This is a genomic window from Pseudoruegeria aquimaris (assembly GCF_900172235.1).
Classification (GTDB): Bacteria; Pseudomonadota; Alphaproteobacteria; order Rhodobacterales; family Rhodobacteraceae; genus Pseudoruegeria; species Pseudoruegeria aquimaris.
The window spans coordinates 1-23,466 of the sequence record NZ_FWFQ01000022.1; the positions used below are offsets into that span (position 1 = coordinate 1).

The window sequence follows — 23,466 nt, forward strand, 5'->3', positions numbered from 1 at the left end:
CCGCCGCCGCGACCGCGCCCGGCCCGTAGGCCTTGGTCAGGATCATGGCGATGCCACCCGATGAGGGCCAGGCATTGGACATGGCGATGTAGGTATAGGCGCTGAAGGCGGTGACGACGGCCCCGACCACGAAGGACAGCGGAAACCATGGCCCCGCAAGCCCGGCGATCTGACCGGTCAGCGCAAAGATGCCCGCACCGATCATGACGCCGGTGCCCATCGCCACCGCCCCGGTCAGGGTGATCGACCCGGCCTTGAGGCCGCCATCCTTGCCATGCGCCATGTGCTGATGCGTCATCCCGCTACCTCCTTCTCAGGTTTCCCGAGTGCCGGTTCGGCACCAGTTCCACCTTCAAGACGCGCTTCGGGTTGCACCGCCCGGATGGCTGCAACCGCCTCGTCCAGCGTCAACACGTCGGCGGCGGTCAGAACCGGCCCGCTGGTCGCGGCAAGCACCGGGGCGGCCAGCGCGGTGGCGGCGATGACCGCCGCCGTCGCAGAGGTCTGGTCCCCGGTGACAAAGCGCAATTCGCCGGTTTTCCGCTCTTCACGGTCGAAGCCACGCACCACTACGCGGGTCGAGGCCGGTCCAAACGCTGGCAGGCGCAGCAGCCAACGGGCGGCCCTGTCGGCGTTGCGGGACAGGACGCCGCCCGCACCCCACCGCAGAAGCCGTGCCACGGCAGCGGTGGCCCAGGGCGGATCCAGCGCCAGATAGCTCAGAACGGTCGTGCTCGGGCCGGGAAACTTCTGCGCCAGCACAGACTGCTCGACGAAGGGGAAGCCCAGGGCGAGCCGGGCGGGTGCTCCGTCGTGGAATGGAAAGCGGCTCTGCAGCTCTCCCGGGCGCAGGTTCCGCGCCGCTCCGTTGATCGTCGCGTCGTAAGACGTGCCGAGGTTGCGCAGGAACCACTCGGTCGCGGCGAGGCCGGCATGTTTGCTCAGTCCCAGTTCGACCGCGATTTCCGTGCGCCGGGTCTTTGGGTGCCTCTCTACCACCCGGCACGCCATCATGTTTGTCAGTCCGGGCGCCACGCCCGCGCAGTCCAGCAGATAGCCGGGCCCGGCGGCCTCGACCGCAGCCCGGCGCAGGGCCTGCACGTAGGTCGGGCTGGCAGAGCTGTCGACGAAGACCGCGCCGCGCCTGATGGTCTCGTACACGAGTGACGGCGGCGTCCGCTGGGTCAGGTTGATCACCCTGTCGCCCCTGTGCAGCGGCAGTGTGACGTCCGGTTGGCTCAGGTCCATCTGCACATGTCGTGGCCACGCGGCCTTCGCCGGGGCGCCGCGCGACACGGTGATGACCTCAACGACCCGCTGTTGCGGCAACCGGCGCAACACCTGCCGGCCCACGGCACCCGTGCCGCCCAGGATCCAGACCCGGGTCTTGTCGGTTGTCGTGGGCCGGGACATGTTCATATCTTCACCCCCCTGAGCCTGAGCGAGTTCAGCACCACCGAGATCGACGAGGCGCTCATGGCGAAGGCGGCGAACATCGGGCTGATCAGGATGCCGAAGAACGGGAACAGCACGCCCGCCGCCACCGGCACGCCCGAGGCGTTGTAGATCAGGGCAAAGAACAGGTTCTGGCGGATGTTGCGCATGGTGGCGCGGGCCAGACGGCGGGCGCGCACGATGCCGTCGAGGTTGCCCTTGACCAGCGTGAAGCCCGCGCTTTCGATCGCCACGTCGGCGCCGGTGCCCATGGCGATGCCGACATCGGCCTGCGCCAGCGCCGGGGCGTCGTTCACCCCGTCGCCCGCCATCGCCACCCTGGCGCCCTGCTCCTGCAACTCGCGGATGATGCGGGCCTTGTCCTCGGGCAACACGTCGGCGCGGATCTCGTCGATGCCCAGACGTTCGGCCACGGCCCTTGCGGTGCGCTCGTTGTCGCCGGTGGCCATGATGATGCGAAAGCCCAAATCGTGCAGCGCCTGCAAGGCCGCCGGGGTGGTCTCCTTGACCGGGTCGGCGACACTGACCAGACCGGCCACCTCGCCGTCCAGCACCACGAACATCACCGTCTCGCCCTGATCGCGGCGCGCATCGGCCTTGGCGGTCAGGTCGGCGGCGTCGAGCCCCAGATCGGTGACCAGTTTCAGGTTGCCAAGCGCAACCGGGCGCCCATCCACCATGCCTTTGACGCCCTTGCCGGTCACCGCCTCGAAGTCAGTGGCGTCGGACAGGGCCACGCCACGCTCCTCGGCCCCGGCGACGATCGCCTCGGCCAGCGGGTGTTCCGAGCCCTTCTCCAGCGTCGCGGCCAGCCGCAGCACCTCGGTCTCGTCATGGCCGGGCTCGGGCAGCACGGCCACCAGCCGCGGCTTGCCCATGGTCAGGGTGCCGGTCTTGTCCACGATCAGGGTATCGACCTTCTCGAACCGCTCCAGCGCCTCGGCATTCTTGATCAGAACCCCGGCCTGCGCGCCGCGACCCGTCGCCGTCATGATCGACATCGGCGTCGCCAGGCCAAGCGCGCAGGGGCAGGCGATGATCAGCACCGCCACGGCGGCGATCAGCGCGTAGGACAGCGCCGGGTCAGGCCCCCAGATCGCCCAGCCGACAAAGGCCAGCACCGCGATGACGATGACCGCCGGCACGAACCAGCCCGCCACCTTGTCGGCGTATTTCTGGATCGGCGCGCGGCTGCGTTGGGCATTGGCCACCATCTCGACGATCTGGGACAGCATCGTGTCTGCACCCACGCGGGTGGCCTCGATCACGAGGGTGCCGGTGCCGTTGATCGTGGCCCCGGTCACCGGCTCGCCCGCCACCTTCTCGACCGGCACCGGCTCGCCCGAGATCATGCTCTCGTCCACCGACGAGCGCCCTTCCAGCACGACGCCATCCACCGGCACCTTGTCACCGGGACGCACGCGCAGGCGGTCGCCCACCTGCACCTCTTCCAGCGGGATTTCCTCTTCGCTGCCATCGGGGCGGATGATGCGGGCGGTCTTGGCCGCCATGTCCAGCAGCGCCCGGATCGCCTTGCCGGTGCCTTCGCGGGCGCGCAGTTCCATGACCTGCCCCAGCAGCACCAGCGTGACGATCACCGCCGCCGCCTCGAAATAGACGCCCACATGGCCCTCGGCATCGCGGAACCCGTCGGGGAAGACATCCGGCGCCAGCACCGCCACCACGCTGAACAGCCACGCGGCCATCACCCCCATGCCAATCAGCGAGAACATGTTGAGGTTCATGGTGCGGAACGAGGTCCAGCCCCGTTCAAGGAACGGCCAGCCGCACCACAGCACCACCGGCGTGCCCAGCACCAGTTCGATCCACAGGGTCGCGCGTTCGCCAAAGATCTCACGGACGCCCGACAGCCCCACATAGGGCCCCATCGTGAAGACCAGCAGCGGCAGGGTCAGCACGGCACCGATCCAGAAACGGCGGGTAAAGTCCACCAGTTCGGGGTTCGGCCCTTCGTCGGCCATCGCCGCGCTTTCCAGCTCCAGCCCCATACCGCAGAGCGGGCACGAGCCCGGATGCGTCTGCCGCACCTGCGGGTGCATCGGGCAGGTATAGACCGGGCCGGAATAGCCCGCCGGAACGGTGTCATATTCACCGTTGTCGTCCGTCGCCTGCGCGTGGTGGTGATGCGCATGTGCGTCGACCTCGCCCTCGGGCACCAGATGCATCCCGCAGACCGGGCAATCCTCGGGCTCGGCGCTGCGCACCTGCGGGTGCATCGGGCAGACATAGGTCGCCAGTTCATCGTCTTCGAAGGTCGGGGCGTGGATGTGGTCATTCATTGATCGCAGTCCTTCAGACCTGTGTTCGGATTAAGGTTTACAGCTTCCAGTGGCTGGAAGGTCAACTCGGTCATTGCATCCTGCGCCGCGCAGGCCAGCAGCGGGGCGAGGCCGATCGCGTTGCTTTCATGCGGGATGCTGTCGGTGGTGACGATTTCGCGGGCACCCGCGGCAAGGATGTCGGCATGGGCCTGTCCGGCGAACACCGCGTGGATGACCACGCAGACCGGTGCGCTGGCCCCGGCCTCGCTCAGCCGCTCGATCGCCCGCACCAGCGTGCGGCCGGACGAAGCGATGTCATCGAGGATGACCGGCGTGCCGGTTCGCAATGCCGGGTTGTCCGGCACGCTGATCTCGACGCTGCGGTCGCCGCTGCGATGCTTGCGCAGGACCTCGTAGGGGCATCCCACCCTGGCCGCGACCCCGGCCACCCATTGCTGGCTTTCGCTGTCGGGGCCCAGCAGCACCGGGTCATCGACATGCGCGGCGATCCATTCGGCCAGCAGCGGCGCGGTGACCACCCGCCGCGCGGGAATGGTGAACAGCCGGTCGAGACTGGGGATCCGGTGCAGATGCGGGTCCGCCGTGACCAGCCAGTCAAAGCTTTCCTCGAGGAAGGCGGCGAACAGCGGCGCGCTGACCGCCTGCCCCGGCGCGAACCGGCGATCCTGCCGCATGTAGCCCAGATAGGGAGCGATCAGCCCGACGCTGACGGCGCCCAGGTCGCGCGCGGTCTCGGCGGCAAAACGCAGGGGCAGCGCGTGGCGGTCGGGGTCGCGCAGGGTGCACAGGAGCGCCACGTCACGCCCCGCCACGTCGGCATCCAGCGTCACCAGGCTTTCGCCGTCGGGAAAATGGTGCCAGCCCACCGGGGCCAGCCCGGCCCCCATCAGCGGGGCCAGCTTCTCGGCCAGGGGCAGCATTTCGGGGAACGGGGCAAGTACGGGTGTCATGACGGCTCCTCGATCCTGAACATGGCGGGATGGCTGGCGGCATAGTCCTGCGCATAGGCCAGCTCTCCGGGTGTTTCGGCATGAATTTCGAACAGCGGCGCGCCGCGATGGACCGTGTCGCCCCTCTGCGCCCTGAGCAGCACCCCGGCCCGTGGCCGCTGCGGCGCGCCGGCCAGCTTGGCCGTGCGGGCGATGCGGCGGTTGTCGATTGCCGTGACCATCCCGTCGCGCGGGGCCACGACCGGCATCCGGTGCGGGGCGAATTGCGGCTCGGCAAAGCCACCCTGCGCCTCGCAGATCGCCATGAAGCGCCGCTCGGCCTCGCCGCTGTCGAGCAATTCGCGCGCCCGGTTGTGCCGGGCGGCCGTGCCGCCGCCCATGTCCAGCAGCACCCGCGCAAGGTTCAGGGCGCGGTCGCGCAGGTCGGCGGGCGCGTCGGGATCGCGGCGCAGCACCTTGAGCACGTCCATCGCCTCGAGCGCCGGGCCGATCCCCTGCCCCACCGGCTGGCTGCCGTCGCTGATCTGGATCATCAGGTCCAGCCCGATGGCTTCGGCCACCGCTTCGAGCCGCGCCGACAGCGCCGCCGCGGCCGCCTGCGAGCGGACCTTGGCCGTGGGCCCAACGGGGATGTCGATTACCACCCGCTTCGCACCGGCGGCGGCCTTTTTGGACAGGACGCTGGCCACCAGCTGGCCTTCGCTGTCGAAATCCAGAGGCCGTTCGATGCGGATCAGAATGTCGTCCACCGGACTCAGGCGCAGCCCGCCGCCCCAGACGATGCAGCCGCCCTGTGCCTCGACCACCCGCCGCATGGCGGGGATGTCCAGCGCCACCGGCGCCATGACTTCCATCGTGTCGGCGGTGCCCGCAGGCGAGGTGATGGCGCGGCTCGAGGTCTTGGGAATCAGGTGACCGGCCGCCGCCACGATCGCCACCACGATCGGCGTGGTGCGGTTGCCCGGCAGCCCGCCGACGCAGTGCTTGTCCAGCACCAGCCGGTCGCCCCAGTCCAGCGTCTCGCCCGCCCCCTGCATGGCGCGGGTCAGGCCGATGGTTTCGTCGAAATCCAACCGGTCTGCGGCGCAGGCGGTGACGAAGGCGGCAAGGTCCAGATCCGACAGTCGCTGCGCCAGCGCATCCCGCATGATGGTGTCGAACTGCGCCTGCCCCAGCCGCTCGCCATAGACCTTGGCGCGGATGACCGAGGCCGCGGCAGGCGGTTCGGGATGCGAGAACACGCCCCGCGCGCCGTCGCCCGGTTGCAGCGCGGCCCAAGCGGTGTCGGACAGCGCCGCTGCGTCAACGGGCAGCCAGTCGCCGTCGGTCACCACGTTGAGCGAGGCGATGACCCACCTGTCGCCGCAGTCGATGCGGACCCGGGCCAGGGCGCGGAACCCTTCCGAGCGGCAGACATGGCAATCTTCGTGCATGTAGACGACCGGTTGGCTGTAGGTGTCGATCCCGGCAAGCAACAGGCGCAGGCTGTGGTCCTCGACGGTCATCGCGGGCGCTCCAGTTGAATCGTCTCAAGATGTTCGGGAACCCGAGCGTTCCAGCCCAGCTCGTGTTCGATGCGGAACCGCAACGCGTCCGCGGCGTCGGGTTCGCCATGGGTGATGTAGGTCATGTGCGGTGGCTGCGGCGCCGCGCCCAGCCAGCGCATCAGCTCGTTCGCGTCGGCATGGCCCGAGAACGAGCCCATTTGGATCACCTCGGCCTCGATCGGGAAATCCTTGCCGAAGATGCGCAGGTGATCGGCCCCCGCCGCCAGCGCCGCGCCACGGGTGCCGCCGGCCTGGAACCCCGACAGCAGGATCGCGTTGCGCCGGTCGCCGCCATAGCTGGCGACATGGTGCAGGATGCGCCCGCCCGTCAGCATCCCGCTGGCCGAGACGATGATCTTGGGATACGGGTTGGTGTTCAGCGCCTTGGACTCCTCAACCCCGCGCACCCGGTGGGCGATCTCGAACATGGCCTTGCAGTCTTCCCGGCTGACGTGATGCTCTTCGTGGTGCCGGTGGTAGATCTCGGTCGCGTCCGTCGCCATCGGGCTGTTGAGATAGACCGGAATGTCGGGGATCTCGCCCCGTTTGCGCAGCCGGGCGATATGATACATCAGCCCCTGCGCGCGCCCCACGGCAAAGGCCGGGATCAGGATCGTGCCGCCGCGCTCGGCCACGCGCCGGATCACCGGGGCCAGTTCCGCTTCGGCATCCACCGCCTCGTGCAGCCGGTTGCCATAGGTGGATTCGCACACCAGCACATCCGCCCCGCCGAACGGCACCGGGGGCCGCATCAGCGGGTCGGTGTCCCGGCCCAGATCCCCGCTGAAATGCAGCACGGTCCCGGCGATGTTCAGCCGGATCTGCGCCGCCCCCAGCAGGTGCCCGGCGGGGATGAACTCGGCCGTTACGCCGTGGCCCAGATCGACCGGATCGGAGAACCCGACCGCGTCAAAGCGGGTCAGGGCTTCTTTGGCTTCCTCGAACGTATACAGCGGCTCGGGGCGCGCGTGTTTCGAGTATTTCTTGCGCCGCGCGTATTTGGCCTCTTCTTCCTGCAGGTGGCCGCTGTCGGGCAGGATCAGCCCGGCCAGCTCCTCGGTCGACGCGGTACAGATTACGCGGCCCGCGAACCCAGCGCGCACCAGCGCCGGGATATAGCCCGAGTGATCCAGATGCGCGTGCGTCAACAGCACCGTGTCGATGCTGCGGGGCCGCACCGGGAAAGGCCTGCGGTTACGCTGGCGCAACTGCTTGTAGCCCTGGAACAAACCGCAATCGACGAGGATCCGGCGGCCCTCGGCCTCGACGAGGTAGCGCGAGCCGGTGACGGTGCCGGTGGCCCCCATGAACCGCAGGGTTGGCGATTTGAACTTGCTCATGGACTTCTCCTTTCTCCGGTGCGGCGCACCGTGTCAGGGCAGCACCACCATCTGGTGCCCTTCGCCTTGGATGGCGATCTCGCCCGAAGCCGTCAGGCTGGCCTGATCGACGATCCAGACCTTGGGTTCGGCCCGGCTCGACACCATCAGCTTGCCGGATTCCGGAATGGTCGTCAGGTGATAGGGCGCGGGCGACAGGCTGGCCTCGCGCTGTTTGCCGGTGGCAAGGTCGATCGACACCAGCCGGTCGGTGCCCTTGGCGGCGACGAAGAGAACACCCTCGCGGTCCGACAGACCAAGCCCGTGCAACTCGCCGCCGATGTCATAGGTATCGGTGACGCCGCCACTGGCCAGGTCCACGCGATAGGCCTTGCCGCCGTCGCTGTCCGCCACGAAGGCGGCGCTGCCGGCGGCGTTCAGCACAAGATGCTCGGGGCCTTCACCGACCGGCATGTTGCGGGTCACGTAGCCCTTGGCGACATCCACCTCGCTGAGCGTGCCGTTGCCCGTGTTGGTGACATAGACCTTGCCCCCGTCGGGCGCGAACACGGCATAGTTGGGCATCGGCCCCGTCGGCACGAAGCCGCGGAAGCCGAGCGTTTCAAGGTCGATGATCGAGATCCCGTCGCCCGCCGGATGGGTCGCCACCGCAAAGCGGCCGTCAGGGGACACGGCGGTGTGATGCACCGCGCCGGGCACCTCGATCCGCTGCACCACCTGGCGGGTTTCGGCATCCAGGACGGTGACGAGGCTCAGCCCCTTATCGGCGGGCATCGCCGACGTGTCGCGCTTGGCATGGTGGGCCTCGTGGTCATCCTGGGACATGCCTTCGGGCTTTGCCGAGGCTGCGGCCTCTGCCCGGTCGATCTCGGCAAAGCTGCCGGCGACCAGGTATTTCGCGCCGGGCGCGCCGGCCAGCCCGTGGATCGCTTCGAGCCCCGGCAGGCGACCAAGGGTTTCGGCGGTCTCGGTATCGACCATCAGGATCGAGTTGGCGCTGCCTTCGGGAATGAACACGGTCGCGGCCAGCGCCAGCGACGGCGCGGACAAGGCCGCGATGGACAGGGTTGCCGCCAGTCTGGACAGGGTCATTTGCTTTTCCTTTCGTCGATCGGAACGGGCACCTTGGCGGGCACGTGAAGAAAGATCCGGTAGAAGAGGATCATCAGGAAGGGTGTCAGAAGCAGGGTCAGAGCGATGGCTTTCATGGCCGTCTCCTTTCGGTCAGTTGGGATAGGTGCGGGCGGCGATGGCGTTGAACAGCCCTCCGAACAGCAGGGCGCCATACCAGCCATAGAGGAAGGCCCAGACCAGCCCGAGCAGGAAGGACGGCACGCTGAGCCAGGTCATACCCGGCATCAGGCCGATCCAGACCCCGTTCATGGCGTAATCGGGAAAGATCAGGTCAAAGCCCACGCACAGCACATAGGTGATGGTCAGGAACAGGCTCAGCGCCCAGCCCAGCACGACCACCGGCAGGCGGGGATGCGCGGGGGCGTCCTGCACCGGGTTAACCGGGTGCCCCATCACGCAGGGGCCGCAGGTCAGGCGCAGAACCACCAGCAGCAGAACTGCGGCAAGGATGAAGTAGAGATAGGTGAACATCGGAACATTCCTGAACTTGCGACGCCGCGAATTGCGGCAATCGGGCGGCCCGGAATGGTCCGGGGCCGCCGCCGGCCAAATTCAGGAAAGATTCGGTGGATGTGGCAGCGGGGGAACCAGGATCCCGGCAAGCGGGTCGCGCCGTTCAGGGGAAACGGCCGAAGAAACATGCATCACCGGCACTTCGGCTGCATCGCCGAGAACCACCGCATGGCACCCCGGGTGCACCGAACAGTCGACATCCGCGCCTGGATCGACGCCATCGGACTGGTCCGGGCTATACGCCGTCAACTCGGCATGGGTATCGGGATGGGCGATCTCGTGCCCGGCATGTGAGGGGAAGGCCGCGACCAGCATCGACACCACCAGCGCGCAAATCAGCATGGCCCGCAGCCGACCGGTGGCCCGGGCCGCTGTCACCGCTGCGGATATCCATGCTGCGCGTGTCACTTCCGGTTTCCTTTCTGACGCGGCAGTTTAGAGCCGTTTTCCCTTTCCGCGTTGATCTGGCTCAAGTCCTTGAGCTGCGGACTTTCTTTCCCGCCACGCTTCCACGCAAGCCACAGCAGCGGCGCCCCGGTCAGCAGACCCAGGCCGATCACGGCCAGCCCGGCGCCGCGGGCCTCGGCCCCGGCAATCTCGCCGCCCAGATGGGCAAGGACAAAGCTGGCCGGCAGGATTCCCGCCAGGGTCGCCACCGCGAAACGCCACAGGTGCAGGCGGGTCAGCCCGGCGGCATAGCTGATCATGTCGAAGGACACGAACGGCATCAGACGGCTGGTGAACACCGTCACCATCAACACGTTCTGCGAGCCCAGCAATCCCATGTCCAGTCTTTCTCCAAACCACTTGCGCAGGGCGTCATGCCCCAGCCAGCGCGCGATGAGGAACGCGATCAGCGCCCCGAGTTCCGCCCCGATGGCCACCAGAACGGTGCCCAGCCCGTGCCCATAGGCCGCCCCGGCCGCAACGGCGATGGGGGCGCTGGGGATCGGGCTGGCGACGACCGCGGCCATCATCAGGCCGATCACCAGCAGCGGTCCGAACAGCCCCGCCCGCGCCACCCATTCGGCGACGGTTTCGCGCGTCAGGGCAAAGGGGGCGGCCCCGGAAAACCACAGCCACGCCGCCACGGTCAGGGCGGCCATCGCGGCCAGCATCAGAACCGCTCGCATCCGGTTCGGCCAGGTCTTCAGCGCACGCCCTCCTTTCGTGTCAGATCGCCTCGATCACTTCGCGCAGCATCTCGCGCACCTGCCCGGCCACGACCTTGAGCTCGGCATTGTCGATCGCCTGCATCGAGGCGACCGGGTCGATCGCGCTGACCTCGACGTCAGGGCCGATCTGCCGCAGGATCACGTTGCAGGGCAGCATGGCGCCCACGCGTGGCTCGATCCCGATCGCCTGATAGGCCATGTGCGGGTTGCAGGCGCCCAGAATGCGATACGGCTCCATCTCGGCGCCGATCTTCTTTTTCATCGTCGCACTGACATCGATCTCGGTCAGCACGCCGAACCCCTTGTCGGACAGCGCCGCGCGCACGCGCGGGTCCAGGCTGTCGACGTCGGAGTTTTCGATCACGCGGGTCAGGGTATAGCCCATGTCTCTGCCTCCGGCTTACTTGGCGATGTATTTGATCAGCGCGATGATCGCCAGGACGACCAGCAGCCCGATCAGGAACATCCAGACATATCCGAACCCCATTCCGGCACCATAACCCATCATTTTGCAATCCTCCTTGTGGCGGGCGGCGGAACCGGGCCGACCGGCCCGGCCCCACGGCCTACATCAGTTGTCAGCCTGTTCCTCGGCCGCGTCGTCGGCGGGCGCGGGCTTGGGCGGTTTCATGCCATGCTTGCGCGCCATCTGCTTGGCGCCCTTCTCGATCTCGCCTGGCGTCACGGCACCGTCACCATCGGCGTCGAATTGCTGGAACCGGTCCACCATGGTTTCGCGGATCATGCTGGAATGCAGCGCCTCGAATTCTTCGATCGACAGGTTGCCGTCGCCGTCTGCGTCATGGGCCTGCATCCGGGCCTTGAGGCCTTCGGTGATCTCGGCCTGGCTCAGGCGGCCATCCTCGTCGGCGTCCAGAACGGCAAGCCAGTTATCGCCCTTCATGCCGTGGCCATGCATGCCGCCCATCATACCCTGGCCGTGCATCTTCATCATCATCTGCATCATGCCGGCGTGGTCGCCCATCATGCCACCACCCATCTTTCCCGGCATCATCCCACCCGGTTGGCCCTGCATCATGCCACCCTGCTGGCCCTGCATCATGCCCTGTTGACCCTGCATCATGCCGCCCTGCTGGCCTGCATTGCCATGCTGACCTGCGGCCAATGCCGGCAAAGCCAATGCGGTTGCGGCCAGAACCCCTGCGACCAGAGCAAACTTGCGTTTCATGACTTTTACCTCGCGGTTGTTTCGTTTCGATACCAAGCATATGGCTGCCGGAACCCGCACTACCACCCCCCTGCCCCGGCCGTTTTGTATCGGTTTGTCGCAAACGGCCCGCCTGATATAAAGCGTTACAAAAAAGCCGGGAATTGCCCGACGGGCAGTCTTATGATCGCACCATGACCGAGATTCCGCACATCCTTGTCGTCGATGACCACCGCGAGATCCGCGACGCGGTGAGCCGCTATCTGGAAAAGAACGGCCTGCGCGCAACCGCCGCCCGCGACGCCGTCGAGATGGATGCCAAGCTGGCTGCCGGGCGCTTCGACCTGATCGTCCTGGACATCATGATGCCGGGCGAGGACGGGTTGTCGGTCTGCCGTCGCCTGTCCGCTGCGGGCGGGCCGCCGATCCTGATGCTGACCGCCCTGGGCGAGGAGACCGACCGCATCGTCGGGCTGGAGATCGGCGCCGACGACTACCTGCCCAAGCCGTTCAACCCGCGCGAGCTTCTGGCGCGGATCAAGGCCATCCTGCGCCGCACCGACACCACCGAAGCGACGCCGGGCGAACTGGCCGGAAAACGGGTCGCTTTCGGAGACTGGGTGCTGGATGCCGACAACCGCCGGCTGACCTCGGCCGATGGCGCGGTCGAGACCCTGACGACCGCCGATTTCCGGCTATTGACTGCCTTTCTGCAGCGGCCCCGCGTGGTGCTTTCGCGCGACGAGCTGCTGGACCTCACCGCCGGGCGCAGCCCGCACCTGTTCGACCGCACCATCGACAACCAGGTCAGCCGCCTGCGCCGCAAGATCGAAGCCGACCCATCCAGGCCCAAACTCATCACCACCGTCCGGGGCGGCGGCTATTGCCTGTCGGCCGACGTGCGCGAGCTGGCCGGATGACGGCCTTTGTCACAAGCCTGCGCGGCCAGCTGATCCTGCTGATCATGGCGGCCCTGGCCGCGGCGCAGCTGGTCAGCCTGTGGCTGTTCGTGGACGAGCGCGCGATGGCCGTGCACATGGCGCTGGGGCTGGAAACCGCCGGGCGCGCCGCCAATATCGCGCGGCTGATCGAAGAGGCCCCGCCCGAGCTGCACGACTCGATTCTGCGCGCGGCCAGTTCGCCGCTGGTGCAGTTCAGCCTGACGGACGCGCCGCGGGTCGATCACACCGGCCACCATGCCGGCGGCGTGGTCGAGGGCACGATCCGCGGCATGCTGCCCGACCGCGAGGATCGCCAGATCCGGGTCGAGCTGCACGAGTTCTCGCCCGACATGCTGCCACTCGAGGGCATCCCCCGGACGATGGCCGAGATGTACAGGGCGATGATGCGCGACCAGATCTCGGCCGTGGAAATGCAGCTGTCGATCGCGCTGGCGGGTGGCCAGTGGCTGAACGTCGATACGCGGTTCCACAATCCGCCGCTGCAATGGCCCTGGCTGTCCTTTGTCAGTTTCGGCCTGACCGCCGCGCTGATCCTGGTGACGGTCGTCTGGTTCCTGCTGACGGGTCTGACCCGTCCGCTGCGCCGCCTGTCGCGCGCCGCCGACCGGTTCGGCCGCGGCGAAGAGGTCGAAGAACTTGCCGCCACCGGCCCGACCGAGGTGCGAGACCTGACCGAGGCCTTCAACCGCATGCGCGACCGCCTGACCCGCTATGTGGCCGACCGCACCCGCCTGTTGGGGGCGCTGGGGCACGACCTGCGCTCGCCGCTGACCGGATTGCGGGTGCGCGCCGAACTGGTCGAGGATGACGAGACCCGCGAACACCTGATCGAGACCATCGAGGAGATGCAGGAGATGGTCGACTCGACCCTGTCCTTCGCCAAGGGCGTGGCCACGCGGGAACCCTCGGTCGAGGTTCCTTTGGGGGATTTCACGGCCGAGATCGCCGACGAACTCTCTCGCGCCGGCAACAGCATCGCCGTGACGGTCGAGGACAACCGCCTTGTGACCGTCCGACCGATGCTGTTGAAGCGCGCCCTGCGCAACGTGATCGAGAACGCCTGCCGCTATGGCGCGCGGGCCGAGGTGACGGTCACCCGCGCCGGGGCGGATGCGGAGATCCGGGTCCGCGACCACGGCCCCGGCATCCCCGAGGACATGCTGGACGCGGTGTTCGACCCCTTCGTGCGGCTGGAAACCTCGCGCTCGCGCGAGACCGGCGGCACCGGGCTGGGCCTGTCGATCGCCCGCACCGTCATCCAGTCGCATGGCGGCGACATCGTGTTGGAAAACGCCAGCGAAGGCGGGCTGTGCGCCACGATCACCATCCCGGCCACGCTGGCAGACGCCTGACGCCTGCCAACCGCACGCGGCGCGATAGATTCCCGCTTGACCTTCCAGTGCTGGAATACTTTAGCCAGCGCCGAAGACCCGAGGAGATCACCCCGATGACGATTCTGAACGTTCCCGACATGAGCTGCGGCCATTGCAAGGCCGCGATCGAAAAGGCCGTTGGCGGCGTCGATGCCGCGGCGCGGCTGGAATTCGACATGGACACGCGCACCGTCAGCGTCGAAAGCAGCGCCCCGCTCGACACCATCCTCGCCGCGCTCAAGGCCGAGGGCTACGAGGCCACCACCGCCTGACGGGCGGGGGCGCTCCGACATCGTGGAGTGACCGCCCCAGAGGCCCCGACGGCTGTGGTGGTGATCTCGCGACAGACGGTCCCCATCATTGCATGAGGGCCGTCAATAAGCATTTCACATTTGGAATGTGAGCGCATATCACTCTCGCCAAACTGAATTGGGGAGAGCGCCGGCATGACAGCCGACAGAAAAACACACTGGGACATCGTCTATGGCGAGAAGTCCGAGGCCCAGCTGAGCTGGCATCAGGATGACCCGGCGGTCTCGCTTGACCTGATCGGGCTGGCCGGCGTGACCGCGGAGTCATCGGTCATCGACATCGGCGGCGGAACTTCGCGCCTTGCGGGCGCCCTGCTGGAGAAGGGGCTGCGCGACGTGACGGTCCTCGATCTGTCGCAGGTCGCGCTGGATGCGGCCCGCGACCGGTTGGGGCCGGCCGGCGACTCGGTGACATGGATCGCCGCGGACATCACCCAATGGACCCCCGATCGCCAATACGACCTGTGGCACGACCGGGCCGTGTTCCACTTTCTTGTCGATGCGACCGAGCGCGCGGCCTATCTGGAGCGGCTCGCGCAAGGGGTGGCCATCGGAGGCCATGCGATCATTGCCACCTTTGCCCCGGACGGGCCCGAGACCTGCAGCGGCCTGCCGGTCGCCCGATACAGCCCGGGCGACCTTGCCGCGCTTCTTCAAGACAGGTTCGATCTCGTGACGCACCGCCACCATCTGCACCAGACCCCGTGGGGCAAGGGCCAGCCCTTCCAGTTCAGCCTGTTCTGCCGGTTCCGTTGAAACCGCGCCGGAAACGGATCATAACCGTTTGGTGAACCGGCCCCATCGCCTCACTTCGCCTCGCGAGCCACGCCGATCAGGCGCTTCAGTTCGTCCTCGGGGATCAGGCCCGGGGCCAGCGCGTCGCCGATCACGAAGGACGGTGTGCCGCTGAATCCCAGCTGCTCGGCCAAGCTCATCGAGATCTGGATATGGGTCTCGACCTCGGGCGCCTGCATGTCGGCGCGCAGCTGCGCCTCGTCCATGCCCAGCTCGCGCGCCACCCGCATGACGCTGGCCTCGTTGGCGCGGCCTTTGAGGTCCATCAAGGCCCAGTGGAACTCCTCGTATTTGCCCTGGTTGCGCGCGGCCAGCGCCGCGCGGGCGGCAAAGACCGAACCTTCACCCAGAATCGGCCACTCTCGGTAGACGACGCGCACGTTGCCATCGCCTGCGATGACTCCCTTGACGATCGGCGCCGCACGTTTGCAATACGGGCAGTTGTAGTCGAAGAACTCGACCACCGTCACATCGCCGTCCGGGTTGCCGATGACCGGCGCGTTCGGGTCGCGCTCCAGCAGGTCGCGCTGCTGGTCCAGCACGTTCCTGACCGCATCGGCCTTGGCCTGCTGGTCGCGCTGGCGCAGGATCTCGACCGCCTGCATGACGATCTCGGGGTTCTCCAGGATGGCCTCGAGCGCCAGCCGCTTCACATCGTCCTCCGAGAGATCCTCGGCACTGGCCGCCACCGCGCCCAGCGACATCACCGCCGCCAGAAGGCAGGCAAGAATAGGTTTCACGTCAGTTTCCTTTCATTTGCTCGGCCAGGGTGCGTTGCCGCTGAAGCTCCCGTTCGCGCTCGGGCCAGGTGGACTTGATGAAGGCAAGGATATCCCGGATTTCCGCATCGGTCAGGCTGTCGCCGAACCCGGGCATGCCGCTTTTCACCCCGGTCACGCCCATGCGTTTCAGCGTCTCGGCGCCGCCCAGTTTGGTGTAGTCGAACAGCATCCCGTCGCCGTGATGCCAGGTGTGGCCGGTGCGGTCATGCGGCGGCGCGGGCAGCACGCCGTCCGGGCCGGGGCTGCGCCAGTCGGGCTGGCCTTCAAGCTCGGCCCCGTGGCACGAGGCGCAGTTCTCGGCATAAAGCACCGCGCCGCGCGCCGTATCCGCCGCCTCCGGCATAGGGGTATCGCCGTTGCCCGACAGCACCAGCGTGGCGCCGGCCACGGCCAGTACCGCGATCCCTGCCACGGCCACCCATTTCATCGGCAGGCCCGCCATCACGTCACCCTGATCCATGTCTTCATCCCCGCCGCCTGATGCGACAGCATGTGGCAATGCAGCAGCCAGTCGCCGGGATTGTCCGCCACGAAGGCGATCTCGCGCGTCTCGTCGGCATTCACCAGGATCGTGTCGCGCAGGGGCCCGAGCCCGCCACCAGGCAGGACCTCGCGGAAATGGGTGCCGTGCAGGTGCATCGCGTGCGGGAACGCCGTGTCATTGCGCATCGGGATGCGCAGCACCTCGCCACGCGACAGGCTGGCCAGCGGTTCCTCCGGCAGGCCGGCCACGCCGTTGAAGGTCCAGATCTGGCCCTCCTCCACCAGTTCGCGCGCGCTCAGAAGCCGGCCCAGATAGGTGCCCTGGCGCAGGCCACCCATGGCGCCGCCCTCCATCCTCAGGGGCACCGCCCGCGCCTGCGCGAAGTCGCCGATGGCGGGAACCGGGTTGGGCGGCAGCGCCTGTATCTCCCCGCGCGGCACCGAGGCCCCCTGCCCCGTCACCGGCAGCTCGGCCAGGACAAAGGCCCCGTCGCGCTGGTGCAGCAGGATCTGCGCCGCCTCGCCCGGCCCGGCGGTGACATCGACGATCAGGTCGGCGCGCTCGGCCGGGCCGAACACCAGCATGTCGAAGGGCTGCGGCTGCTCGACCGGCATGCCGTCGCGCGCCACCAGCCGGCCCTCGAGCCCGTTCAGCGACACCGCCATGATCCGGTCGGTCGCGACATTGAGCAGGCGCAGCCGCAGGCGCTGGTGGCGCAGCAGCCCCGGCGGCGACGGCAACAGCCGCGCGTGAACGTAGTTGCCCATGCGGCCGGCATGGGTCCAGTCGTGCATGGCGCCGAAGTCCTCGGTGATCTGCGCCTGCTGGCTTAGCCGCCAGTCGTCCAGCAGAACCGTGATGTCGTGATCCACCTCGGGCGGCTCGGCCTCGTCGACGACGACGACGCCATAGAGGCCCCGCGCCACCTGCTCGGTGGACTGGTTGTGCGAGTGATACCAGTAGGTGCCGGCATCCTTCAGCGGCAATTCGTAAAGGAACGCGCCGCCGGTCGGCACCGCTTCCTGCGTCAGGCCGGGCACCCCGTCCATGCCATTGGGCACGCGCAGCCCATGCCAGTGGATCGCCGTCGGCTGCGGCAAGGCGTTCACCAGCTTGCGGGATACGGTCTCGCCCTGCCGCGCCCGGATCAGCGGGCCGGGCACGCCCCCGTCATAACCCCAGATTTCCGTTTCCGGGTAATCTCCCGGAACCACCCGGGCCGTACCGGCCCGGGCTTCGATGATCCGGGGGGCGGTTGCCGCCCCTCCGGTTTTCGGCCAGACGGTCAGCGCCGCGGCGCCCGCCATGAATTGCCTGCGAACCAGTTTCATCGCCGCTTCCTTTCATATGCGGGCACCTCCGGCTTATCCGCCATTATGGTCGTCCATCAGGTAGGTGGCTATCGCCCGGCGGTCCTCCTCGGTCAGGAAGCCGGTGCCGAATGCCACCACCTCGCCCATCGAGCCGCCAAAGGCGTCGCCGTCGGGGGTGATGCCGGTGCGCAGCGCATAGGCCAGGCTGTCCACCGTCCAGCCCCTTTCCCGCAGGGTCTCGTGGTCGATCGCCGGGGCCTTGCCGCCGCCGGGCAGCGCGTCGTTGCCCTTGAAGTGCGCGGTATCCGACTTGCGCGCGCCGGCAAGGTTGCGCGCCGTGTGGCAGGCCGCGCAATGGGCCGCGCCCTCGACCAGCTCCCGGCCCCGGTTCCACAGATCGCCATTGCCCGCGACCGGCGCGGTGCGCGGCGGTTCCAGGAAGGCCGCGCGCCACAGTTTCAGCCCCCAGCGCTGGTTGAAGGGAAAGGCCATCTCATGCGGCTTTGACGGCTCGGCCACTGGCGGCACCGTCTGGAACGCGGCCCAGAGGTCGGCGATGTCCTGGTCCGAGAAGTTGGCGTAGAACGGATAGGTGAAGGCCGGGTAATAAGGCTGGCCATCCGGCGACACGCCCTGCCGGACGGCGCGGGCGAACTCCTCCAGCGTCCAGCCGCCGATGCCATGCTCGGGATCGGTGGTCAGGTTCGGGGAATAGAGCGCCCCGAATGGCGTCTCCAGCTTCACCCCACCAGCCAGAGCCGCGCCGCCGCCGGCGGCATCGGTGTGGCAGGCAATGCAGCCGCTGGCCCGCGCCAGGTAGGCGCCCCGGTTCACGTCGCCCTTCAGATCCAGCGAATCCAGCGGCTCACCGATCGGCCAGGCGATCACCGCCGCCATCCCCGCCGCCACCGTGACGGCGGCGCCGAGGCCCAGTCGGAACATACGTCTCATGCCCGCCTCCTATTCCGACCGGAACCGGGTGTGGCAGGCCGAGCAGGCCTGGCTGAGCATCATGAACACCCCGTCGGCGGGCATCTCGGACAGTTCCTCGCGGCCGGGCACACCGCCCATCATGCCCGAGCCCATCATGGCGCCGCCGCCCGTCATCATGCCGGACCCCATCATCGAGCCGCCGCCCATCATGCCGGCGCCCTGCCCCGACCCGGCCATCATCAGCCCGTTGTCGGCGGCCAGCGCCAAGCCCTCGGCATAGGTGTGCAGCTGTTCGGCCAGATCCGAGAACGTGTCCCAGTCCTGCCAGATCTCGGGCTTGGCCTCGGAGGGCTTGCCCGCCGTGCCTTCGGGGAACAGTTTCGTCAGCGACTCGCCCGCGTGGCGGCCGATCTTCTCGGCCTCGCGCCGCACGGTGGCCGCGTCATAGGGCACCTTGCCCTGCATCATCGGCGTCAGCACCTTCATGCTGTCCTTCATGGCCGACATGCCGTCCATGCGTTCCTTCACGATACCCGTCGCGCCGCCATGGGCAAAGGCCGCCGCGGCAATCACAGACGCCGCCACGGCGCCCGTCGTCAGTTTCAGAATGTTCATCGTCTTGTCCTGTATGTCTGCTTCAATGCGCCCCAAAGGGGGCAGGTCTTGAGTCAGGACAGGACGCGCGGCGGTGGTGGATCGAAACTGGTGACGGCCAGCGCCCGGCCCCGCCCCCTTGGGATGGCTTGCGTTTCGATGGTCGCGAACGGCTCGGGCGCGGCCGGGGCCACCGTGAACATCGCGACCGCGTTGCAAAAGACGCCGCCGTGGCAATGGCCGGGATGGCCCTTGTCGGCGTGATCGGGATCGGGCGCATCAAGCTGCTGCGGCGCGTGCACCACCCCGTCGCCGCCATGGGCATGGGCCGGCTCGGGCGCGATCAGAAGCCCGGCAAGGAACAGCCCCACCGCCAGCATCCAATACCCGACTGCCCTGCCCCAAAAACCTGTCACGGTTCAGTTGATCCCGTTCTCGCGCTGCAATTCCCTGACATATGCCACGATGCCCTTGACATCCCCACGGGTCAAGCCGTCGACCGGCGGCATGTTGCCGAAGCGCCAGTGATGCGCCCGCACGCCGTTCTGCACCGCCAGGAAAAACGCCTCGTCGGAATGGTGGCTCGGCTCGTAGATCTTGTGCACCAGCGGCGGCGCCGAGCCTTCCAGCCCCGTCGCATTGGCGCCGTGACAGGCGGCGCATTTGGCGTCGAAGGCCGCCTTGCCCGTGGCCGCCAGCGGGCTGAACTCGGCCGGAACGCGCACCTCGGCGATCGGATCCCCCGGCGACAGCGAAGAGGTGTCCGGCACCGCCATCGAATGCCCGCGGGCTGCTGGTTGAGGTTGTAGACGAAAGCGACGCCGCCCGCCACGAGCACGCCGCCGATCAGAAGTGTCAGCTTGTCCATTCCAGTCGTTCAGTCTGTTTTAGAAGGTTGGTTCATATCACGGAACGCGCAGAAAGTCAGATCAGCTTGACCTGCGTGCCGACCCTGGCCAGCGCAAACAACTCGGCAATCTGCTCGTTGTAGAGCCCGATGCAGCCGTTCGATGATTTCCGCCCGATCTTGCGCGTGTCGTTGGTTCCGTGGATGCGGTAATACTGCCAGCTGAGATACAGCGCGTGGGTGCCCAGCGGGTTTTCGGGCCCCGGCCCGACATAGTCGGGCCATTCCGGGTTGCGCTTCTTCATCGAAGGCGTCGGCCGCCAGGACGGCCCTTCGACCTTGCGGATGATCCTGGTATAGCCCAGCTTCGTCAGTTCTTCCGAGAGAGGGACACTGGTGGGATACATCCGGTAGACGCGTTCATCCTCGGACCAGTATTGCAGCACCTTGGACTGCGTGTCCGACAGGATGACGCCGTTTTCCAGAGAATCGAAATGGTCCTGCCACCGCGCGGCGCGGAACGCCGAGATGTTGCGGCGCGCGCCCGCCACCGCATCGGATTGCGCCCAGACGGCGGGCGCCGGAAACAACGCCATTGCCGCCGTCCCGGCGATCACCGCGCGACGTGAAGGCTTCCGTCCCGTTCTGCCTTGTCCCATGCCTGCCTCCCGGGGTCTTTGATGGCCACTACCGGTTCGAATTCCCCAGATACCCGCTTCCCGCGCTGGAAGGTCAACAGCTTTTCGGCTCACAAGGGTGTGACTTTCCGCCCAGCGGCCCCAACCGAATTGCAAGTGGCCCCGCTGAATGCCAATGTGACCATGGACACGAAGCCGTAAGGAAATGGAATTGCACCAGATGACAGCCACACGATTTTTCCGGACCCTGCCCATGCTCGCAGTCGTCGCGGGCTGCGCGACCACCGATCCGATTGCGGGCGATGATGAACCGGGAACCCCGGCAACCCTGCCCGACAGCGTCATCGCCATGGCCGCCCCCTCGCAAGACCTGAGCATGGTGCGCCTCATGCCCGAAGACGGCTGCTACTGGTATCGACACGTCGGTCCGGTCGAAATCACCTATCTGCCCCTGCGCACCACCGACGGCCGTCCGATCTGCACGCGCGTTCAGTGAGGCCCGCGCCTCACCCCGTCGCGGTCACGTAACGCTCGGCCGGGTAGAGATGCGCCGTGGCCCCGGTCGAAACCCTTTCATACAGCCCGATGATATGCGCCATCACCATCCGCACGCAGCCGGAACTGGCGCGGCCGCCGATCGAGCGTGGGTAAGGCGTGCCATGGATGCGCAGATAGGTGTCGCGGTTGCCCTCGTACAGGTAGAAGGCCCGCGACCCCAGCGGGTTGGTCGGTCCGCCCGGCACTCCATCGGCGAATTGGGCATACTCCTCCGGGTCGCGCCGGATCATGTCCGCCGTGGGCGTCCAGCGCGGCCATTTCGCCTTGCGCTTGATGGTGTAAACGCCGGCTTCGTACAGGTTGCCCCGTGCGATCGCCACGCCATAGCGCATCGCCGTCCAGCCGTCCTCGATGAAATAAAGATAGCGCGCCACCGCATCCACATGGATGTCCCCCGGCACCAATGACCGGTTGGTTTCGACGCGCTGGGGCAGAAAACGCGGATGCAGCCCCCACGGGTTCGAGGTGGCCGGGTCATAGTTCGCAGGCGTCACCTGCGCATCCCACGCCGCCCATTGCGACGCGGTCGATGCCATCGCCGCCCCACCGATCGGCGGCGAGAACAGCGCAAGCGAGCTTGCAATGAAATGTCGTCTGGTCAGCATGGCTGGCCCTCCTGTCACCTTGGACTCCGACAATTCCAAACCGGGCGCGGCAAGTCCACTCACATCTTCGTTGTGGGGCGCGACGCGCCCTTCTACCGCCCGCCGAGGCGTGCGGCGATGAAACCGGCAAAGGGGGCGATGTCCCCCGCCACACTGGCAGTTTCCAGCGCGGCCATGTAGCCGGCCCGGTCCTGCACCCGGATCACCGTCCAGCGATAGCCGCCCGAGGCCAGCATCACATTCATCAGGAACCGGGCCATGCGGCCGTTGCCGTCCGGAAAGGGATGCACATAGCCCAGCATCCAGTGTCCCAGAACCGCGCGAACGGCGGGTTCCTCTTCCTGTTCGAGCAGGCCGAACAGCGCCTCCATCGCGTCCGGCACCACCTCGGCCCGGGGCGGAACGTGACGCGAGGCGCGGATATAGACCGGCTGATCGCGGTAGCCCGCCAGATCCTGCGGCTTCAGCATGCCCGCCGCCACCGAGGGGGCGAAGAGTTGCAGATACCACTCCCCTGCCCTCTCACGCACGCGCTGCCCCGGATGCGCGCCGTCGAGAATCGCACCGATATCCTGGCGGACCCGCTCGAAAGCCTGGAAATACCCGCGCGCCGCAAGGGCGTCCCGGTCGCGGCGGTCCCGGTCACGGGTTTCCGGATCCCAGTGCCCGTGCCGGACCCGCTCGACCAGCTCGGGCGTGACGCTGTAGCCCTCGATCGACAGCGAGTGATAGGCGTCCTGTTCATAGCTGTCCCGAACGTCGCGCAGATAGGCCGCCTTGTCGGCCGGCAGGCCGGGCGGTGGCGGCATTTGCGCCAGAACCACCTGCCTGTGCGCCTGCCACAAGGCCTCGAGCCGCCCGGCGATCGGGGCCCGCGGTCTGGCGGCGGACACCACGTTGGCGTCTTCCGAGAACGGGTCGCTCTCGCGCACGTCATACCCGGCCGCCGTCATCGTCCTGACGATCCGGTCGGCCTGATCGGGCCGGCCGATGCGCCGCAAAGCGCCCGCGATCCGGCCCGCGACGACCGTGTGCCCGCCTTCGAGCAGCCGCGACAGCAGCGGCGAGGACGGCTCCAGCGAGGCCAGCGCCACCTGCACCTCGACCGGATGGCGCTGAAAGAACGCCTCGGGCACCCTTATCAATGCCGCCTCGACGGTGTAGAGGCGCAGCCCCTCGCGCAGCGCCAGATCGGCGGGCGGTGGCATCTCCTTCTGCTTCAGGTCATAGATCGAGGTGCCGAACAAAAGCTCGGTCCGGTTGTTGCTGGCCCTGGGCGAGCAGACGACCACCTGCGCGGGAACTTGCGTCGCCTCGGCCTGCAGCATCAGGGACTGTTCCGGGGACAAATGCCACTCCGCCCCGAACCGCGCCTCGCAATATTCGGCGCAGAAGGCCCAGAACGAGGAATACCACGGCGTCGTGTCACCCGGTTCCGTCTGCGGGCTGGTGGACATCCACCACCCCTTGATGACCTCGGTCAGAAAGCCGTTGTCGCGCAGCCGCTCGCGATGGGTGCGGCCGAGTTCGCCCGACCGGAACACCCTGCGGCCACCCGATTGCAGCTTTTGCAGCGCCTCGAGCGATGCTGCCAGTTTTTCCTGCGGGGTAGCGATCGGAGAACCTCACGTTTTTCGTGTTGTGGTTTTACAAGTAAATTCCGCTGTATTGATGCAAGTCTAATCT

Annotated in this window: 27 protein-coding genes; 5 read left to right on the plus strand and 22 right to left on the minus strand. The window is 67.5% G+C overall.

The features are described from left to right. The 12 genes from PSA7680_RS14080 to PSA7680_RS18975 form a co-directional block, all read right to left on the minus strand. Window positions 1–283 (minus strand): amino acid permease (locus PSA7680_RS14080; RefSeq protein WP_217808350.1); only part of this gene is annotated, 283 nt, incomplete at its 3' end. Window positions 284–294: 11 nt separating this feature from the next. Then, the gene (locus tag PSA7680_RS14085; RefSeq protein WP_085869359.1) at window positions 295–1,413 is read right to left on the minus strand and encodes an NAD-dependent epimerase/dehydratase family protein; all 1,119 of its coding nucleotides are present in this window, start codon (window positions 1,411–1,413) and stop codon (window positions 295–297) included. Window positions 1,414–1,415: 2 nt separating this feature from the next. Beyond that, window positions 1,416–3,692, minus strand: coding sequence for a copper-transporting P-type ATPase (locus PSA7680_RS14090; protein ID WP_370738561.1), 2,277 nt, complete (start codon window positions 3,690–3,692; stop codon window positions 1,416–1,418). A gap of 59 nt (window positions 3,693–3,751) precedes the next feature. Further along, the gene (locus PSA7680_RS14095) at window positions 3,752–4,708 is read right to left on the minus strand and encodes a ribose-phosphate diphosphokinase (protein WP_085869360.1); all 957 of its coding nucleotides are present in this window, start codon (window positions 4,706–4,708) and stop codon (window positions 3,752–3,754) included. Then, window positions 4,705–6,213 (minus strand): thymidine phosphorylase family protein, encoded by a 1,509-nt coding sequence (locus tag PSA7680_RS14100; protein WP_085869361.1) that lies wholly within the window; start codon window positions 6,211–6,213, stop codon window positions 4,705–4,707. Before PSA7680_RS14100 ends, PSA7680_RS14095 begins: the two co-directional genes overlap by 4 nt. After that, on the minus strand, window positions 6,210–7,595 hold the full coding sequence (locus PSA7680_RS14105) for an MBL fold metallo-hydrolase RNA specificity domain-containing protein (protein WP_085869362.1): 1,386 nt from the start codon (window positions 7,593–7,595) through the stop codon (window positions 6,210–6,212). The genes PSA7680_RS14100 and PSA7680_RS14105 overlap by 4 nt, the downstream gene beginning before the upstream one ends. Before the next feature lie 33 nt (window positions 7,596–7,628). Then, complete coding sequence (locus tag PSA7680_RS14110; protein WP_085869363.1) at window positions 7,629–8,687, minus strand: YncE family protein; 1,059 nt, start codon at window positions 8,685–8,687, stop codon at window positions 7,629–7,631. A 132-nt stretch (window positions 8,688–8,819) separates the two neighbouring features. Beyond that, window positions 8,820–9,200 (minus strand): hypothetical protein, encoded by a 381-nt coding sequence (locus tag PSA7680_RS14115; RefSeq protein WP_085869364.1) that lies wholly within the window; start codon window positions 9,198–9,200, stop codon window positions 8,820–8,822. A gap of 81 nt (window positions 9,201–9,281) precedes the next feature. Continuing rightward, entirely contained in the window at window positions 9,282–9,650 is a 369-nt protein-coding gene (locus PSA7680_RS18580; protein WP_139838665.1) for a hypothetical protein, read from the minus strand. Next, the gene (locus tag PSA7680_RS14125; RefSeq protein ID WP_085869366.1) at window positions 9,647–10,375 is read right to left on the minus strand and encodes a TVP38/TMEM64 family protein; all 729 of its coding nucleotides are present in this window, start codon (window positions 10,373–10,375) and stop codon (window positions 9,647–9,649) included. The genes PSA7680_RS18580 and PSA7680_RS14125 overlap by 4 nt, the downstream gene beginning before the upstream one ends. Before the next feature lie 40 nt (window positions 10,376–10,415). After that, entirely contained in the window at window positions 10,416–10,802 is a 387-nt protein-coding gene (locus tag PSA7680_RS14130; protein ID WP_085869368.1) for a DUF302 domain-containing protein, read from the minus strand. Window positions 10,803–10,988: 186 nt separating this feature from the next. After that, the gene (locus PSA7680_RS18975; RefSeq protein ID WP_139838666.1) at window positions 10,989–11,666 is read right to left on the minus strand and encodes an EF-hand domain-containing protein; all 678 of its coding nucleotides are present in this window, start codon (window positions 11,664–11,666) and stop codon (window positions 10,989–10,991) included. Window positions 11,667–11,779: 113 nt separating this feature from the next. Between PSA7680_RS18975 and PSA7680_RS14140 the strand changes: the two genes are divergently transcribed. The 4 genes from PSA7680_RS14140 to PSA7680_RS14155 all read left to right on the plus strand — a co-directional run bounded on the left by PSA7680_RS14140 (window position 11,780) and on the right by PSA7680_RS14155 (window position 14,987). Next, window positions 11,780–12,505: a response regulator gene (locus PSA7680_RS14140; protein ID WP_085869370.1), complete on the plus strand. Its 726-nt coding sequence runs from the start codon at window positions 11,780–11,782 to the stop codon at window positions 12,503–12,505. Beyond that, window positions 12,502–13,899: an ATP-binding protein gene (locus PSA7680_RS14145; RefSeq protein ID WP_085869372.1), complete on the plus strand. Its 1,398-nt coding sequence runs from the start codon at window positions 12,502–12,504 to the stop codon at window positions 13,897–13,899. Before PSA7680_RS14140 ends, PSA7680_RS14145 begins: the two co-directional genes overlap by 4 nt. 95 nt (window positions 13,900–13,994) lie before the next feature. Continuing rightward, window positions 13,995–14,192 carry a heavy-metal-associated domain-containing protein gene (locus PSA7680_RS14150; protein WP_085869373.1) on the plus strand — a complete coding sequence of 66 codons (198 nt, stop codon included), beginning with the start codon at window positions 13,995–13,997 and terminating at the stop codon, window positions 14,190–14,192. A 174-nt stretch (window positions 14,193–14,366) separates the two neighbouring features. Beyond that, the gene (locus PSA7680_RS14155; RefSeq protein WP_085869374.1) at window positions 14,367–14,987 is read left to right on the plus strand and encodes a class I SAM-dependent methyltransferase; all 621 of its coding nucleotides are present in this window, start codon (window positions 14,367–14,369) and stop codon (window positions 14,985–14,987) included. Window positions 14,988–15,037: 50 nt separating this feature from the next. Here PSA7680_RS14155 and PSA7680_RS14160 read toward each other — a convergent pair whose 3' ends face one another. The 8 genes from PSA7680_RS14160 to PSA7680_RS14195 all read right to left on the minus strand — a co-directional run bounded on the left by PSA7680_RS14160 (window position 15,038) and on the right by PSA7680_RS14195 (window position 20,575). Beyond that, on the minus strand, window positions 15,038–15,730 hold the full coding sequence (locus PSA7680_RS14160; RefSeq protein ID WP_085869420.1) for a DsbA family protein: 693 nt from the start codon (window positions 15,728–15,730) through the stop codon (window positions 15,038–15,040). Window positions 15,731–15,767: 37 nt separating this feature from the next. Continuing rightward, window positions 15,768–16,151 (minus strand): c-type cytochrome, encoded by a 384-nt coding sequence (locus PSA7680_RS14165; protein ID WP_245824661.1) that lies wholly within the window; start codon window positions 16,149–16,151, stop codon window positions 15,768–15,770. A gap of 98 nt (window positions 16,152–16,249) precedes the next feature. After that, a complete protein-coding gene (locus PSA7680_RS14170) occupies window positions 16,250–17,623 on the minus strand; it encodes a multicopper oxidase family protein (RefSeq protein WP_085869375.1) in 1,374 nt (457 codons plus the stop codon). A 33-nt stretch (window positions 17,624–17,656) separates the two neighbouring features. Next, on the minus strand, window positions 17,657–18,556 hold the full coding sequence (locus tag PSA7680_RS14175; protein ID WP_085869376.1) for a c-type cytochrome: 900 nt from the start codon (window positions 18,554–18,556) through the stop codon (window positions 17,657–17,659). Between the two features lie 9 nt (window positions 18,557–18,565). Then, on the minus strand, window positions 18,566–19,153 hold the full coding sequence (locus tag PSA7680_RS14180; RefSeq protein WP_139838667.1) for a c-type cytochrome: 588 nt from the start codon (window positions 19,151–19,153) through the stop codon (window positions 18,566–18,568). A 53-nt stretch (window positions 19,154–19,206) separates the two neighbouring features. Next, entirely contained in the window at window positions 19,207–19,548 is a 342-nt protein-coding gene (locus PSA7680_RS14185; protein ID WP_139838668.1) for a hypothetical protein, read from the minus strand. 3 nt (window positions 19,549–19,551) lie between these two features. After that, a complete protein-coding gene (locus PSA7680_RS14190) occupies window positions 19,552–19,908 on the minus strand; it encodes a c-type cytochrome (RefSeq protein WP_370738560.1) in 357 nt (118 codons plus the stop codon). Between the two features lie 148 nt (window positions 19,909–20,056). Continuing rightward, window positions 20,057–20,575: a L,D-transpeptidase gene (locus PSA7680_RS14195; protein ID WP_245824652.1), complete on the minus strand. Its 519-nt coding sequence runs from the start codon at window positions 20,573–20,575 to the stop codon at window positions 20,057–20,059. Window positions 20,576–20,870: 295 nt separating this feature from the next. Here PSA7680_RS14195 and PSA7680_RS14200 point away from each other — a divergent pair, with 295 nt between their 5' ends. Next, window positions 20,871–21,113, plus strand: coding sequence for a hypothetical protein (locus tag PSA7680_RS14200; RefSeq protein ID WP_245824654.1), 243 nt, complete (start codon window positions 20,871–20,873; stop codon window positions 21,111–21,113). Window positions 21,114–21,123: 10 nt separating this feature from the next. On the opposite strand, the gene PSA7680_RS14205 is transcribed toward PSA7680_RS14200, so the two are convergent. Beyond that, window positions 21,124–21,780 (minus strand): L,D-transpeptidase, encoded by a 657-nt coding sequence (locus PSA7680_RS14205; protein ID WP_085869381.1) that lies wholly within the window; start codon window positions 21,778–21,780, stop codon window positions 21,124–21,126. Between the two features lie 92 nt (window positions 21,781–21,872). Then, window positions 21,873–23,324, minus strand: coding sequence for a Fic family protein (locus PSA7680_RS14210; RefSeq protein WP_245824656.1), 1,452 nt, complete (start codon window positions 23,322–23,324; stop codon window positions 21,873–21,875). Between the last annotated feature and the right edge of the window lie 142 nt (window positions 23,325–23,466).